Below are 15,168 nucleotides of genomic sequence, written 5' to 3' on the forward strand. Positions count from 1 at the left end.
ACCACTGGAAGTGGTGAAACAATACATTCAACATCAGCGTGGCTGATGATTCTACGGGCTTTTCAAGCCCGTCCAAATTCCCCTCCCGCCTGATGTCGGCGGGAGTACCCTTTGGAGGTAAAGATGGACTATCGTATTAATGACTATCCGGCAAAGCTAGCCAATATACTGACACATTTACCTGAAATCATTAAAGGTGATGCTTTTCGTAATGAAATGACGCGTTTTATCCCTCATGATGTGCAGGAACGTACGCTGCACAAAGAAAAGTTTTTTATATTTTTAACGACTGAAATTACTGGCCTGCTACAACAAGTACAAAATGTATTAAACCGCAGCTTAACATCCGAGAACGAATTCAATATGTAGATAAGCTAATTATTTTTATATTTATGTGCAGATAAATTTTCATGTTGTTCTGGGTTCTTGTCAAAGCTGTCGTGGTAAACCAATAAAACCATTAATCAAGGATCAAGCAAGCCATGGTTAAGATTTTACGGTAAACTGACTTTATATATGCAAATGAAATAAATTTACTGATAACAGTCACAGGATCAGCAATGGAAGTACTAAACGAGATCATGCAGGCATTATGGCAGCATGATTTTTCCAAACTTGCCAACCCCGATATTCTCTGGATTATCTATGGCATTCTGTTTGTAACACTGGTTCTGGAAAATGGCTTATTACCCGCAGCTTTTTTACCCGGTGATACATTATTAATCCTTACCGGTGCGTTGATTGCCAAAGGCGTGATGTGCTTTATCCCAACCGTTTTTATACTGACAACCGCAGCAAGTATCGGTTGCTGGCTCGGCTATCTTCAAGGGCGATGGCTTGGTGATACTAAACGGGTTAAAGGTTGGTTAGCACAACTTCCCATTCAGTACCGACAACGGGCTAACGGGCTATTTTTCAAACATGGTTTGGCTGCTCTGCTGCTTGGCCGTTTTTTAGCTTTTGTCCGGACTCTGTTGCCTACACTTGCAGGTATATCTGGCCTCAACAGTAAACGCTTTCAAATTTTCAATTGGCTAAGTGCCTTATTATGGGTTATTACCGTGGTTGGTTTCGGCTATCTTCTCAATCAGATCCCGTTTATTAAAAATCATCAGGATCTAGTAATGACCATTCTGGTGATTTTACCTATCGTGCTGTTGTTAAGTGGCTTGGGTGCATCTCTGCTGATGTATTGGCACCACCGAAGAGCCTCTACGGTAAAACGTAAATAAAAGTCATCATGGTTTACAAACCGCAACAGGGTTTTTATCCTTAAACCCAGAGTCAGAAAGCTTGCGAACCAACAGCATGTGGACTTCAGCTCAGTTATCGAATGATGTTTCTGTGTTGATGCTCCACAATATCAATACATGGTTTAGATCACGCCACTTGTATTACTTTCTTCAACTATTCTGAATATCAACTTAATATCAACCATCATTATTTATAACGATACATTTTAGCTGATATTTTAACTGTCTATCTTTTTTATAGGAGGTAGTAATGGATAATCAACCTATCATCAGACTTGCTGACGGAAACCATATGCCACAATTGGGACTGGGTTCATGGGCTGCAGATAACCAGCAGGTAGTTACAGCAATTCACGCCGCCCTGGATGTAGGTTATCGAGCAATTGACACCGCCGCTATTTACAATAATGAGAAAGGGGTAGGTAAGGCACTGCAAGAAACAGACATTCCCCGCGAAGATATCTTTGTCACAACCAAACTGTGGAATGACAGACATAATGATGTCCGCGCTGCGCTAGCAGAAAGTTTAGAAAAATTGCAACTGGATTATGTCGACCTTTATCTCATTCACTGGCCTGCACCACCGCAAGATCAATATGTCGGTGCCTGGCAGCAATTGATTGAATTACAAAAAGAGGGACTTATCCGCAGCATCGGTGTTTCTAATTTCCAGCCTGAGCACATCCAGCGGCTGATCAATGAAACTGGTGTTCATCCTGTTATTAATCAGATTGAGCTACATCCGATGTTCCAGCAGCGTCAACTTCATGCCTGGAATGCCACACATCATATCGTTACCGAATCCTGGAGTCCTTTGGCACAAGGTGGTGAAAACGTATTTGATAATCAACTGGTTCAGCATCTGGCACAAAAGTATGGTAAAACACCGGCTCAGATCGTTCTCCGCTGGCACATTGATAACGGTATGATTGTGATCCCAAAATCAGCTACGCTCTCAAGAATTAAAGAGAACTTTGAGATATTCAATTTCAAATTGGAAAAAGAAGATCTGACCGCTATGACTACTCTGGATATAGGCAAACGTCTGGGACCAACCCCCGAAACATTCGTTGATTTCAGTGAATTCAGTTACCTCCTTGATGATATTGATCCAAATAGCTAGTACCAAAATTTGCACTCGTAATAAGAGATATTGATCTTTTGCGACACCCTCGCATTGGGCGAGGGTTTACGGCGGATTTTGCTAAGACCACAGTGCTTCCTGTTTCCAATTTTGACACCCTCTTCGTCCTGAAGAACCTGTCTTTCATACACAAATCCCCCGATAAAAAATCGAGGGATTTTTTTTGAATTTTTCCCCACCTTGCTGATCTCAATAATAAATATTTCATTGAGGTACGGTAAAATGTTTCAAACTAACGCAGATCAATGGGCTTATGAGACTTTCTCTCGAGCAAACCTAGGCGAAAAACGTCTAATCAAATTCACAGCATCTTTAGCCAATCATATAGGGCAATCTATTATGCAATCACTCAAAACGCCTGCGGATATTGAAACCGCTTATCGATTTACGCGCAACGCGGCGGCAATTTCAGAGGCCGGATTTGCAACTATTGCTAAGCAAGCCAAATCCTATGACTGTTTGCTTGCATTGGAAGATACGACCTCACTGGATTTTACTCATCGGACGGTCAGGGATGAAGTGGGTTAACACCACATCAAGAAAAATTTGGAAAAGAGGGTTGTGAGCTTGGCTTTTATCGCGAATTAAATAAAGTGTCCCACGTTTTATGCTCTCCATTATAGATGGTTATGTGGATCTTGCGTCTGATGCAACACCGCCAACACTTCAATACCAGTCGGAACTTCCCGGTAGTAAATAATGTGGCTCTCTACTGGGAAACTCAGCACACCAAAATAAAGATCCTCACTGCGATCACGACCGGGGGATGGGTGACGATCAAGAATTTCCGTCATAGTCACACGCAACGAAGTTGCATAAGCTTCCGCGACATTCGCCCCCCATCGGCGCATAGAATAGAGTTTTATTGCACGAATATGCTCTCTGGCTTTCTTAGTAAACCGGACACTCATCCCTAAGCCTTACCCTCAAGTTCATCAACCGTCAACGGTGCAAATACATCATCAATACTATGCAATTCGCCACGATCAGCTTGTGCAATAGATTCAGCCAGAACGGCTTTTAAATTCTGTAACTTGAGCTGTGCGAACTGATCATACTCTTCAGGAGAGATAACCACGGCCACACGCTTACCATGCTTACTAATTTCCACAGGCTCACGCTGAACTTTCATAAGCAGATCACCAAACTGGTTCTTAGCTAGTTGTGCGGGAATAATTTTCATACATCACCTACCGTCCAAAATGGCTTGAATAGCTATTATAGCCAAAAGTGCATAGAGCTACCAGTAATCAAAATAGCCAACCGCCAACCAACTGGTCGAGTAGCCCGAGAGGATCTCACTCACAGGCTTTCACGCAACCGGACGTGAAGTAGAGGTAGAGCAGCAGCGAGTTCTACAGTGCGCCGGTCAAAGTTGTACTGATATGGAGAATTAGGAGAGCATAAAATCTGTGGGGCACTTATGCTGCAATAGCTTCGGTCAAATAGCGATCCGTTTCTTCACATAATTTTATTCCCGGATACCAATGTTCAAATCGGGTTTTCAAATCATCATTGATTACCGCTGTTCGTGTCTGGAGTAAGTAATGCGCACCTTGTTGGCTCCATTGCATTTGCTGCTTTTTCACCAACGTTTAACGATGACTTCATTGATCGTCGATTCAACAAATGAAGAAGAAATCGGCTCGCCATATCAATACATTTCACCATAATTTGGGATCATCATGCTGTTATTTTCAATATAGGTATACATATCATCTATATGTTTTAACAGAGATTTGTTGTTTTCATAATGCGATATGTCGTCATCACATATCAAGGCACAATTATCCAGGTATTCTAACTGAATAAAGTGCCCCACGGTTTTTTTATGCTCTCGTTTTACGACGAACCGGATAAGAAAACAAAATTACTTTTCCGTTGATTTCACTCGTTCAATGTTTGCACCAAGTCCGCGCAGCTTATCTTCGATATGTTCATAACCCCGGTCAATATGATAGATACGGTCAACAACAGTCACCCCCTCAGCAATACAACCCGCCAGAACCAGGCTTGCCGATGCGCGTAAATCAGTCGCCATTACCTGGGCACCGGAAAGCTTTTTAACACCGTGACAAAGCACCGTATTGCTTTCAATTTCAGCATGAGCTCCCATACGAATTAATTCAGGAATATGCATGAAACGGTTTTCGAAAATAGTTTCGGTGATCATGCCAGCACCTTCAGCAACCAAATTTAGCAAGCTAAACTGTGCCTGCATATCGGTCGGAAAACCGGGATGTGGTGCAGTACGCAATGTCACCGCTTTAGGTCGTTTACCGTGCATATCAAGACTTATCCAATCCTTGCCAATCTCAATATCAGCACCCGCTTCTCGCAGTTTTGCCAATACTGCATCCAACGTATCAGGCTTAGCATGACGGCAAACAACCTTACCTCCAGATATCGCAGCTGCAATAAGGAATGTACCTGTCTCAATACGGTCCGGTAATACACGATATACACCACCGCCAAGACGCTCTACACCTTCAATGATGATATGGTCAGTGCCTGCGCCAGTAATTTTCGCACCCAAGGTATTGAGAAAATTAGCTGTATCCTCAATTTCAGGTTCACGTGCTGCATTTTCAATAACGGTTGTCCCTTCCGCCAACGTTGCCGCAGTCATAATAGTCACTGTCGCCCCAACGCTGACTTTATCCATCACAATGCAGGCACCTTTCAAACGCCCATTAACGGAAGCCTTAACATAACCCTCCTCCAAAACGATCTCAGCACCTAACTGTTCCAGGCCACTGATATGCAGATCAACCGGACGTGCGCCAATAGCACAACCTCCTGGCAAAGAGACTTGCCCTTGACCAAAACGCGCCACCAAAGGACCCAATGCCCAAATAGATGCACGCATAGTTTTCACCAAATCGTAAGGCGCACAATATTGATTCATACTACGAGCATCCACAAATACAGAACCATTACGTTCAACTTTGGTTCCAAGGCGATTCAACAACTTAATAGTGGTGTCAATATCTTTCAGTTCTGGAACATTTTGCAATTCAACGGGCTCTTCAGCCAACAACGCGGCGAACAGGATTGGCAGTGCAGCATTTTTTGCCCCGGAAATAGAAACCTCACCCGACAAGCGAGTTGGTCCTTTCACACGAAATTTATCCATCTGTGACTACTCTCTTTATATAATTTGCCGTTCGCAGCGAGGCAAACAGCGTTAAAAACCGTTGAGCTTGCGATCTCTTTTCCAGTCATCCGGTGTATAAGCTTTGATTGACAGGGCATGAATACGATTATCAGCTATGTATTCCATCAAAGGCGCATAAACAGCTTGTTGCTGTTTTACCCGGCTCATACCAGCAAACATTTCACTAACAACAATAACTTGGAAATGGCTGCCATCTCCGCTAACAATGACTTCATCTAGTGCTAATTTGTCCATCAGCACTTGTTTAATCTCATTAGTATCCATAATTACTCAATTCTGTAGTTAGAAATAATAGATAGACAGTCATCTATCCTAATAGAATCCGACTTACTCTTAAACATGAAAACGCCCTTGTAACATTTCTGCTTACAAGGGCGCTGATTATACAGATAATTACTGAGAATATCGGCTAGCCATCAATGATAATTTCCTGCAAATCGTAAAGCATAATCAGGGTACTAAGCCGTTCACTAATGCCAGAAAAGAGCAATTCAGTCCCTTCCTCTTTTTGCATATGATGTTTAAAACGGACTAAAAGAGCTAACCCAGTAGAATCCACATGCTCAAGCTGTGACACATTGATACCGTTGATATCGGTCAATAACTTTTCCTTTTGCTGCCAAAGAGGAAGCAAGCTGTCACGATCCAAAATACCTTTGAGAATCAATGTCTGTCCTGCTTTTTCCCAGCTCAGACTTTCATTCATCTCACTTTTTCTCTTCCAGAGTGATTGGCTGACGAGCGCTAATTTCAAGCTGCTTAGTTAAACCATCTATACCTTGTTGACGCAAGATAGAAGCCCATTCACTCTGCTTGGTTGTAATCATACTGATACCTTCAGCAATCATATCATATGCCTGCCAGTGACCCGTTTTGCTGTTTTTACGCCACTGAAAATCAAGGCGGATAGGAGGACGGCCATTCGGATCAAGGATAGTGACACGAATAGCAATAATATTGTTATCTCCCAACGGCTTCTCAGGGTCAATCTGATAAATTTGATCATGATACATTGCCAGAGCCTGCCCATAAGCCTGCTCAAGATAAGATTCAAATGCGGTAAAATAAGCCTCGCGTTGTGCTGGCGTCGTATCTTTATAATAGCTCCCCAGAACCAATGCCCCTGCGTATTTGATGTGGACATAAGGCAGTAATTCTTCTTTCACCACTTGGCGCAAGTAATCTGGATTTTGACGAATTTGTGACTGACTGTTTTTCAAACGAGTAAAAGTCTTTTCTGCCGCATCCTGCATCAACTTATAAGGATTCGTCTGATCAACGGCTGCACTCGCTAATGGCGCAATAATCAACAACGCCACCATTAATAATCTCTTCAACATAATTAGTTCCTCTTAATGATATTCAGTTGCTGGCTATGGTGTCGGAGTGTGCTCTGCCCCACTCTGGGCATTATCGCCGCTCTTATATAAGAATTGACCGATAAGATCTTCAAGTACCACTGCTGATTTGGTATCTTGTACGCGATCACCCTCTTTCAGAATCCCAGTATCCATATCTGGATCTTCAAACCCTACATTCAAAGCAATATATTGTTCACCTAACAAACCAGAAGTACGGATAGAAAGAGAACTCGTATCAGGGATACGGTTATATTGCTTCATAATATCCAGTGCCACTTGCGGCGTATAAGTTTTTTCATCAAGAGAAATACTTGCAACACGGCCAACCACCACACCACCAATTTTTATCGGTGAGCGCACTTTCAGACCACCAATATTGTCAAAAGTTGCGTATAAGCGGTAAGTTGGCTGGTTACCTACCGATTTAATGTCTGCTACTTTAAGACATAAAAAGACAATTGCAGCCAGTGCAATCAAGATAAAAAATCCAACCCAAATTTCACTTTTCTTGCTTTGCATTGAATTAGTTCCCAAACATGAGTGCTGTCAGCACAAAATCTAAACCTAAAACTGCTAACGACGCATGAACCACCGTTCTGGTCGTTGCGCGGCTTATCCCTTCTGAGGTAGGGATCGCATCATAACCATTAAATAAAGCAATCCAAGTCACAGTAATGGCGAAAACAACACTTTTAATAAAACAGTTAAGTAAATCTTTTTGCCACTCTATAGCAGACTGCATTGAAGACCAGAAGAAACCACTGTCGATCCCCTTCCAGTCAACACCAACCATCGCACCTCCCCAGATGCCTACAGCCACAAAAATCAAGGACAATAGCGGCATACTGATAAACCCAGCCCAAAAACGTGGGGCTATCACACGCCGCAATGGATCTATCGCCATCATCTCCAAACTGGAAATTTGTTCCGTGGCTTTCATCAAACCTATTTCAGCGGTCAGGGCTGACCCTGCACGACCTGCAAACAACAGGGCCGTCACAACCGGCCCCAATTCACGCAACAGAGATATCGCCACCATCATACCAAGACTGGCTTCTGCACTGTATGTTGTCAGTACCAGATATCCCTGTAGGCCGAGCACCATGCCAATAAACAACCCTGAAACCACGATAATTAATAATGACTGAACGCCCACACTGAAAAGTTGTTGTCGCAGCAATGACCATTGTCTGGCAGGTTCTGGTCTGCCAATTATCGCGCTAAAAAGCATAAAACCTGCGCGACCAAAAGAGGCAAATACCTCAATAGCCCGCCTGCCAAGTGCCGCCAGCGCCTGTGTTAACATTAACATCCCATTATCCTAATAACTCAGTTTTATAATCCCCTGCCGGAAACCGGAAAGGTACCGGCCCATCAGCAATACCATCAAGAAATTGCCGTACCCGCTGATCAGAATTAATCTGTAACTGTTGAGCCGTACCCTCAGCAATAATCTGCTGTTCAGCAATAATATAAGCATAATCTGCAATGCTCAGAACTTCCGGCACATCATGGGAAACAACTACACAGGTGACGCCAAGCGCTTTATTCAGTTCATCAATTAGTTTCACCAAAACCCCCATGGTAATCGGGTCCTGACCAACAAAAGGCTCATCAAACATAATCAAATCAGGATCAAGGGCAATAGCACGAGCTAAAGCAGCACGTCTTGCCATACCACCGGAAAGTTCAGAAGGCATCAGATTTACAGCGCCGCGTAACCCAACAGCTTCCAGTTTCATCATCACGGTAGTATGGATGATCTCTTCAGGCAGAGTCGTATGTTCACGTAGAGGAAAAGCGACGTTATCAAAAACATTTAGATCTGTGAATAATGCCCCTGACTGAAACAACATACTCATCTTCTTACGGGCAGCATATAAACGAGGACGGGACAAAGCAGGAATATTATCCCCATCAAACCAGATTTCTCCCCGATCAGGGCGCAATTGACCACCAATCAACCGTAATAGTGTTGTTTTCCCTATTCCAGAGGGCCCCATAATTGCAGTGATTTTTCCTCTGGGCACAGCCAGATTAATATCAGCAAAAATCGAACGGTTACCACGGGTAAAATACATACCTCGGATCTCGATGAGATTTGCTGTTTGTTGACTCATTATGAATAGCCCTTAACGGTTAATAAACTGGCTCTATAATTTGATTTACATATTAATCACATATACTACAAAAAAATTGGAGAGTTTTCGCCACTAAAGTTGTGACAAATTTTACTTTTCTACCCGCCACCGTCAGAATGTACCCCATCTAACTGAACAAACAATTCTTTGTTTAAAAAATCAACCAACGTTAACATTAAATCCGGAATATACCTTACAAGGGCGGCTTCATGTTTCTAACCTTTTTACTCTTAATTGCAGGGTTGATTTTACTGGTATATGGTTCCGATAGATTAGTATATGGTGCTGCAATTTTTGCTCGTACACTGGGCCTGCCCCCATTTATTATTGGTATGACGATAGTCGGCATTGGAACTTCTCTGCCAGAATTAATGGTTTCAGTTACTGCCATGCTGGATGGTCAACCTGATATAGCGATTGGTAATGTCATTGGTTCCAACATTACCAACCTGTTACTGATAACCGGTGCCGCTGCACTTATTCGTCCAATGGAAGTAAAATCAGATATTCTGCGGCAGGAGCTGCCTCTGATGCTGTTGATCACCGCTTTCTGTGGTTATTTGATAAGTGATAATTACCTTAGCCGGATGGATGGACTGGTATTATTGATTTCTGCTATAGCGTGTATTTTACTGATGATAAAAATGGCTACACTGCCACACCGTGCTGAAACTGATATTTACACTCAAGAGCAAACTTCCGAATTACCAATAGAAGGCAATAAGCATATTGCCTTGCTATGGATACTATTAGGACTCATTATTTTGCCTATGGCGACCCGAATGGTGATTGACAATGCAACTGTTATTGCTCGTATTTACAGCATTAGTGAATTAGTTATCGGACTTACGGTACTTGCCGTCGGTACCAGCCTACCAGAATTAGCAACCTCTATTGCAGCAGCATTCAAAGGGGAAGATGATATTGCATTCGGGAATATTATCAGCTCGAATATATTCAATATATCAATTGTTCTGGGTCTTCCCGCATTACTCTCACCAGCAACTATTTCCCCTGAATCTTTCCATCGTGATTTTTGGGTAATGATGATAGCCAGCATAATATTTACTGCATTTTGTCTGGGTCGTAAACACCGGTTAAACCGGGTGAAAGGTGTCCTGTTATTAAGCTGTTTTATTGCTTATTTTGTCGTACTGTTTATTTCCAATTACAGCATTGAATAAACACAAGTGAGTAGGAAAAAGAAATGCCTAGATTTGATTTTCAACAAGCGGGTAAGAAAGTATTACACATAGAACGTGATGGGTTAGCAGAACTCGAACAATACATAAATGAAGATTTCACGCGTACCTGTGAACTGATGTTCAACTGCGAAGGTAAGATTATTATCATGGGGATGGGTAAATCCGGCCATATCGGATGTAAAATCGCCGCAACTTTCGCTAGTACCGGCACACCATCCTTTTTTGTTCATCCTGGAGAAGCCAGCCACGGTGATCTCGGTATGGTTACCCCTAAAGATATTGTTCTGGCAATTTCAAACTCTGGTGAATCCAATGAAATTCTGTCACTTATCCCTGCACTAAAACGCCAAAAAATTCCTCTTATCTGTATGACTAACAATCCCAACAGCAATATGGGAAAAGCCGCAGACATCCATCTATGTATCAAAGTCCCACAAGAAGCCTGTCCGCTAGGCTTGGCTCCAACGACTAGCACCACTGCAACATTGGTGATGGGAGATGCTTTAGCTGTCGCATTGCTTCAGGCTCGTGGCTTTACCGCTGAAGATTTCGCACTATCACATCCTGGTGGCACACTTGGACGCAAACTTCTACTATTGGTAAGTGATTTAATGAATACCGGCGATGATATCCCAAGAATTAACCGTGATTCTTCCTTACGTGAAGCACTAGTTGAAATTACCCGCAAAAAATTGGGTATGACAGTCATTTGTGATGAAAATATGTATATTGATGGTATTTTTACCGATGGTGACTTGCGCCGCGTTTTTGATATGGGAATTGATTTGTACAACGTCAAAATTTCAGATGTTATGACAGCAGGTGGTGTCCGTATAAAACCTAATGCCCTTGCAGTTGATGCATTAAACTTAATGCAATCACGCCATATCACTTCTCTACTGGTTACAGAGGGAAATAAATTGCTGGGTGTATTACATATGCATGACCTTTTACAAGCCGGTGTGGTTTAACCTGTGAGAACGCTTTAATGAGCCAATTAGTTTATCTGGACACTTGTTATGGTCCAGTAAATAAAGACATTGTTGAAAAAGCCAGTAAAATCCGCCTGCTGATTTGTGACGTTGATGGTGTCATGTCAGATGGCCTGGTATATATGGGAAACAATGGTGAAGAATTAAAAGCGTTTAATGTTCGTGACGGTTACGGGATTCGCTGCTTAATTACTTCAGGAATTGAAGTCGCTATTATCACCGGTCGTAAGGCTAAATTGCTGGAAGATCGAGCAAACACGCTAGGCATTACACATCTTTACCAGGGACAGAGTGATAAGGCTTTGGCGTATAGAGAACTGTTAGATAAACTGGGATTAAAACCAGAACAGGTTGCTTACATCGGTGATGATTTGATTGACTGGTCGGTCATGAAACAAGTGGGTTTATCTGTCGCTGTAGCAGATGCACATCCATTGCTATTACCAAAAGCACATTATGTCACCCAAATTGCAGGTGGTCGCGGTGCAGTAAGAGAACTTTGTGATTTGGTGCTTTTCGCTCAGAATAAGCTGGAAGATGCCAAAGGATTATCAATATAGGTTGAAGTGAAACAAGAATGGGTAAAATCAAATCCTGGTTGGCTATAATACTAGCACTAATCACCGTGGCTCTAATCGGCTGGAACTTATCTGATTCAGACGAGACTGAACCGTCTTCTGCCGCAGATAACAACCAGCCGACATATCAAAGTCAGGAAACCATAACCTTTGTTTATGATCCTACTGGTAAGCTGACATATAAACTGGTCTCTGATGATGTCCAGAATTATGCTGAGCCAAAAATCACCTGGTTTACCAAACCAGTATTAATTACATATGATTCAAATGCCATTGCTACATGGACAGTACGTTCTAACAAAGCAAAACTGACTGATGACAAAATGCTCTATCTTTACGGAGATGTGCAGGTTGACAGCCTGACTGATACGTCACAATTACAACGTATTACGACAGAGAATGCTGTCGTCAACCTGGTAACCCAGGATGTCTCATCCGATGATCAGGTCACACTCGTCGGTATAGGGCTGAAATCCGTAGGAATGAAAATGCGTGGCAATCTGCGGAACAAAACCACTGAACTGATTGAAAAGGTTAACACCTACTATGAAATCCAACATGAACAACAGAATCCGTAATGCTTTTATTGCCAGTGCTATTTTTATGGTCAGCCTTCCCGCATTAGCACTAAAAGATGACACCCAGAAACCAATTTATATTGATTCTGACAAGCAATCCCTTGACATGACAGGAAACACTGCCACATTTACAGAAAATGTGATCGTTAAACAGGGCTCTATTGATATCCACGCCGACAAAGTCGTTGTGACCCGCCCAAATGGTGATTCTAAAAAAATGATTGTTGAGGCATTCGGTAATCCTGTAACTTTCTATCAGTTACAGGACAACGGCAAACCAATCAAAGGCCGCGGTGCCAAAATGCGCTACGAAATGGATAAAGAGCTGGTTACACTGACTGGCAACGCCTATCTGGAACAGTTGGACAGCAATATAAAAGGCGACCGGATCACCTATTTGGTGCCAACCCAGCAAATGGAAGCATTCAGTGACAAAGGTAAACGAGTGACAACCGTCCTGTTACCTTCTCAGTTACAGGAAGAAAGCCCTGGGGCTAATAACAAGAGTAAGTAACGATAATATATGGCAACACTAAACGCAGAAAACCTGGCAAAAGCTTATAAAGGCCGTAAGGTCGTTGAAAATGTCAGCCTGAACGTGAACTCCGGTGAAATTGTTGGCCTGCTTGGACCCAACGGTGCGGGGAAAACCACAACTTTCTATATGGTCGTGGGGATTGTTTCACGGGATACCGGAACCATTACCATTGATAATGAAGATATCAGCTTATTGCCACTTCACGAACGGGCACGCCGTGGTATTGGTTATTTACCTCAGGAAGCTTCAATTTTCCGCCGTCTGAGCGTCTTCGACAATCTGATGGCCGTATTGGAAATCCGCAAGGATCTAACTCAGGAACAGCGGAAAGAACGTGCCGAAGAGCTAATGGAAGAGTTCCATATCAGCCATCTGCGTGACAACCTTGGTCAATCACTATCCGGCGGTGAACGTCGCCGTGTAGAAATTGCCCGTGCGCTAGCAGCTAATCCTAAATTTATTTTACTGGATGAGCCCTTTGCAGGCGTAGATCCCATCTCAGTCATCGATATCAAAAAGATCATTCAGCATTTGAGAGATTATGGACTAGGCGTTCTTATCACAGACCATAACGTCCGTGAAACGTTAGATGTATGTGAGCGTGCTTATATTGTTAGCCAGGGGCATCTAATTGCTCATTGTACACCTAATGACATCCTTAGTAATGAACAGGTGAAGCGCGTTTACTTAGGCGAAGGTTTCCGGCTCTAATTCAGCCAGGAGAATTGAAATAATTCTATGAAGCAAAGTTTGCAACTCAGGCTTAGTCAGCAACTGGCTATGACACCACAGCTTCAACAAGCCATTCGTTTGTTGCAACTTTCTACGCTTGAGCTGCAACAGGAAATACAACAAGCGTTAGAAATGAACCCTTTGCTTGAACAGGATGAAGAGTACCAGGAAATCGGCAGTCAGGAATCTCCTGATAACGAAACTGAAGCTATGGATACGCTTGATGCCCTGCAACAAAAGGATATGCCAGACGAGCTACCACTAGATGCAAGCTGGGATGAGATTTACACAGCCGGAACGCCTTCTGGTACACGTAATGACTATAGTGCTGATGAATTACCACTTTACCAAGGCGAGACAACTCAAACCCTACAAGACTATTTGATGTGGCAAGCAGAGCTGACCCCATTCACGGAAACAGATGCAGCCATTGCCACATCAATTATTGACGCCATAGATGATACAGGTTATCTCACTGTGCCACTGGAAGATATTCTTGCCAGTATTGGTGACGATCAACTCACTCTGGCAGAAGTAGAAGCCGTGCTAAAACGGGTACAGCATTTTGATCCTATAGGTATCGCAGCCCGTGATCTAAAAGATTGTCTTCTGATCCAGCTATCAATGTTCCCACCAGAAACACCTTATCTGCAAGAAACAAAATTGATCGTCTGCGAACATCTGGAGTTGCTGGGTCATCGGGATTTCCGTAATTTAATCCGCCTTAGTCGCCTGAAAGAAGATACACTGAAAGAAGTAATAAATTTAATTCAGTCACTTGAACCAAGACCTGGCCTGGCGGTAAATACGGGTGAATCGCAGTATGTCATTCCTGATGTGTTGGTTCGAAAAGAAAGTGGACACTGGCAAGTAGAACTGAACGCAGATAGCACTCCTCGTTTACGCATCAATCAGCATTATGCAGAACTTGGACAACATACACGCAATGAAAGTGATTGCCAGTTTATCCGCAATAACTTGCAGGAAGCGAAGTGGCTTATCAAAAGTCTGGAAAGCCGAAATGACACCCTACTAAAAGTTACGCGTTGCATTGTAGAGCAGCAACAGGAATTTTTCGAACATGGCGAAGAACATATGAAACCTATGGTTCTGGCAGACATTGCCTTCCAGGTTGATATGCATGAATCTACCATTTCCAGGGTGACTACCCAGAAATTCCTGCATAGCCCGCGTGGTATTTTTGAATTGAAGTATTTTTTCTCCAGCCATGTTAATACAGAAAGTGGGGGCGAAGCCTCTTCAACTGCAATACGGGCTTTGGTGAAAAAACTGGTAGCAGCGGAGAACCCCGCCAAACCATTAAGTGACAGCAAACTGACGAGCATGCTGACCAACCAAGGCATCGTAGTTGCCCGACGGACTGTCGCAAAATATCGAGAGTCGTTATCCATTCCGCCATCAAACCAACGTAAGCGTCTGGTTTGAAATGAACAGAGAAGGAAGACAA

The 15,168-nt window shown here is 42.9% G+C and carries 19 protein-coding genes and 2 pseudogenes; 11 read left to right on the forward strand and 10 right to left on the reverse strand.

Annotated features, from left to right (window positions below):
- Positions 1–123: 123 nt before the first annotated feature.
- The 4 genes and pseudogenes from C5469_RS12725 to C5469_RS12740 form a co-directional block, all read left to right on the forward strand.
- Positions 124–369, forward strand: coding sequence for a hypothetical protein (locus C5469_RS12725; protein ID WP_207629003.1), 246 nt, complete (start codon positions 124–126; stop codon positions 367–369).
- A gap of 191 nt (positions 370–560) precedes the next feature.
- Entirely contained in the window at positions 561–1,232 is a 672-nt protein-coding gene (locus C5469_RS12730; protein WP_166307082.1) for a DedA family protein, read from the forward strand.
- 271 nt (positions 1,233–1,503) lie between these two features.
- Positions 1,504–2,376, forward strand: coding sequence for a 2,5-didehydrogluconate reductase DkgA (gene dkgA / locus C5469_RS12735; protein ID WP_166307085.1), 873 nt, complete (start codon positions 1,504–1,506; stop codon positions 2,374–2,376).
- A gap of 243 nt (positions 2,377–2,619) precedes the next feature.
- Positions 2,620–2,922 (forward strand): annotated as a pseudogene (locus tag C5469_RS12740) (IS4/Tn5 family transposase DNA-binding protein); the annotation flags it as partial.
- A gap of 92 nt (positions 2,923–3,014) precedes the next feature.
- On the opposite strand, the gene C5469_RS12745 reads toward C5469_RS12740, so the two are convergent.
- The 10 genes and pseudogenes from C5469_RS12745 to mlaF all read right to left on the reverse strand — a co-directional run bounded on the left by C5469_RS12745 (position 3,015) and on the right by mlaF (position 9,056).
- A complete protein-coding gene (locus C5469_RS12745) occupies positions 3,015–3,308 on the reverse strand; it encodes a type II toxin-antitoxin system RelE/ParE family toxin (RefSeq protein ID WP_166307088.1) in 294 nt (97 codons plus the stop codon).
- A 2-nt stretch (positions 3,309–3,310) separates the two neighbouring features.
- A complete protein-coding gene (locus C5469_RS12750) occupies positions 3,311–3,580 on the reverse strand; it encodes a type II toxin-antitoxin system Phd/YefM family antitoxin (protein WP_166307091.1) in 270 nt (89 codons plus the stop codon).
- Positions 3,581–3,818: 238 nt separating this feature from the next.
- Positions 3,819–4,201: pseudogene (locus C5469_RS12755) on the reverse strand (ISKra4 family transposase); the annotation flags it as partial.
- Positions 4,202–4,267: 66 nt separating this feature from the next.
- Complete coding sequence (gene murA / locus C5469_RS12760) at positions 4,268–5,533, reverse strand: UDP-N-acetylglucosamine 1-carboxyvinyltransferase (protein ID WP_166307094.1); 1,266 nt, start codon at positions 5,531–5,533, stop codon at positions 4,268–4,270.
- Positions 5,534–5,584: 51 nt separating this feature from the next.
- Entirely contained in the window at positions 5,585–5,839 is a 255-nt protein-coding gene (ibaG, locus tag C5469_RS12765) for a BolA family iron metabolism protein IbaG (RefSeq protein ID WP_166307097.1), read from the reverse strand.
- 145 nt (positions 5,840–5,984) lie between these two features.
- Positions 5,985–6,281 (reverse strand): lipid asymmetry maintenance protein MlaB, encoded by a 297-nt coding sequence (gene mlaB, locus C5469_RS12770; protein ID WP_166307100.1) that lies wholly within the window; start codon positions 6,279–6,281, stop codon positions 5,985–5,987.
- A 1-nt stretch (position 6,282) separates the two neighbouring features.
- Positions 6,283–6,915 (reverse strand): phospholipid-binding protein MlaC, encoded by a 633-nt coding sequence (gene mlaC, locus C5469_RS12775; RefSeq protein WP_166307103.1) that lies wholly within the window; start codon positions 6,913–6,915, stop codon positions 6,283–6,285.
- A 33-nt stretch (positions 6,916–6,948) separates the two neighbouring features.
- On the reverse strand, positions 6,949–7,455 hold the full coding sequence (gene mlaD / locus C5469_RS12780) for an outer membrane lipid asymmetry maintenance protein MlaD (protein ID WP_166307106.1): 507 nt from the start codon (positions 7,453–7,455) through the stop codon (positions 6,949–6,951).
- Between the two features lie 4 nt (positions 7,456–7,459).
- Positions 7,460–8,242: a lipid asymmetry maintenance ABC transporter permease subunit MlaE gene (gene mlaE / locus C5469_RS12785; protein WP_166307458.1), complete on the reverse strand. Its 783-nt coding sequence runs from the start codon at positions 8,240–8,242 to the stop codon at positions 7,460–7,462.
- A 10-nt stretch (positions 8,243–8,252) separates the two neighbouring features.
- Entirely contained in the window at positions 8,253–9,056 is an 804-nt protein-coding gene (gene mlaF / locus C5469_RS12790) for a phospholipid ABC transporter ATP-binding protein MlaF (RefSeq protein ID WP_166307109.1), read from the reverse strand.
- Positions 9,057–9,286: 230 nt separating this feature from the next.
- On the opposite strand from mlaF, the gene C5469_RS12795 reads away from it, so the two are divergent.
- Genes C5469_RS12795 through rpoN form a run of 7 tightly spaced genes read left to right on the forward strand, consistent with a single transcriptional unit; the run spans position 9,287 to position 15,146 of the window.
- Positions 9,287–10,261: a calcium/sodium antiporter gene (locus tag C5469_RS12795; protein WP_166307112.1), complete on the forward strand. Its 975-nt coding sequence runs from the start codon at positions 9,287–9,289 to the stop codon at positions 10,259–10,261.
- A 23-nt stretch (positions 10,262–10,284) separates the two neighbouring features.
- On the forward strand, positions 10,285–11,253 hold the full coding sequence (gene kdsD / locus C5469_RS12800; protein ID WP_166307115.1) for an arabinose-5-phosphate isomerase KdsD: 969 nt from the start codon (positions 10,285–10,287) through the stop codon (positions 11,251–11,253).
- Between the two features lie 17 nt (positions 11,254–11,270).
- Complete coding sequence (kdsC, locus tag C5469_RS12805; protein WP_166307118.1) at positions 11,271–11,834, forward strand: 3-deoxy-manno-octulosonate-8-phosphatase KdsC; 564 nt, start codon at positions 11,271–11,273, stop codon at positions 11,832–11,834.
- A gap of 17 nt (positions 11,835–11,851) precedes the next feature.
- On the forward strand, positions 11,852–12,430 hold the full coding sequence (gene lptC / locus C5469_RS12810; protein WP_166307121.1) for an LPS export ABC transporter periplasmic protein LptC: 579 nt from the start codon (positions 11,852–11,854) through the stop codon (positions 12,428–12,430).
- On the forward strand, positions 12,411–12,944 hold the full coding sequence (gene lptA, locus C5469_RS12815; protein WP_166307124.1) for a lipopolysaccharide ABC transporter substrate-binding protein LptA: 534 nt from the start codon (positions 12,411–12,413) through the stop codon (positions 12,942–12,944). Before lptC ends, lptA begins: the two co-directional genes overlap by 20 nt.
- Positions 12,945–12,953: 9 nt before the next feature.
- Complete coding sequence (lptB, locus tag C5469_RS12820) at positions 12,954–13,679, forward strand: LPS export ABC transporter ATP-binding protein (protein WP_166307169.1); 726 nt, start codon at positions 12,954–12,956, stop codon at positions 13,677–13,679.
- A gap of 27 nt (positions 13,680–13,706) precedes the next feature.
- Entirely contained in the window at positions 13,707–15,146 is a 1,440-nt protein-coding gene (rpoN, locus tag C5469_RS12825) for an RNA polymerase factor sigma-54 (protein WP_166307172.1), read from the forward strand.
- Positions 15,147–15,168 lie beyond the last annotated feature (22 nt).

It is taken from the genome of Photorhabdus cinerea (assembly GCF_011189575.1).
In the GTDB taxonomy this organism is placed as follows: Bacteria; Pseudomonadota; Gammaproteobacteria; order Enterobacterales; family Enterobacteriaceae; genus Photorhabdus; species Photorhabdus cinerea.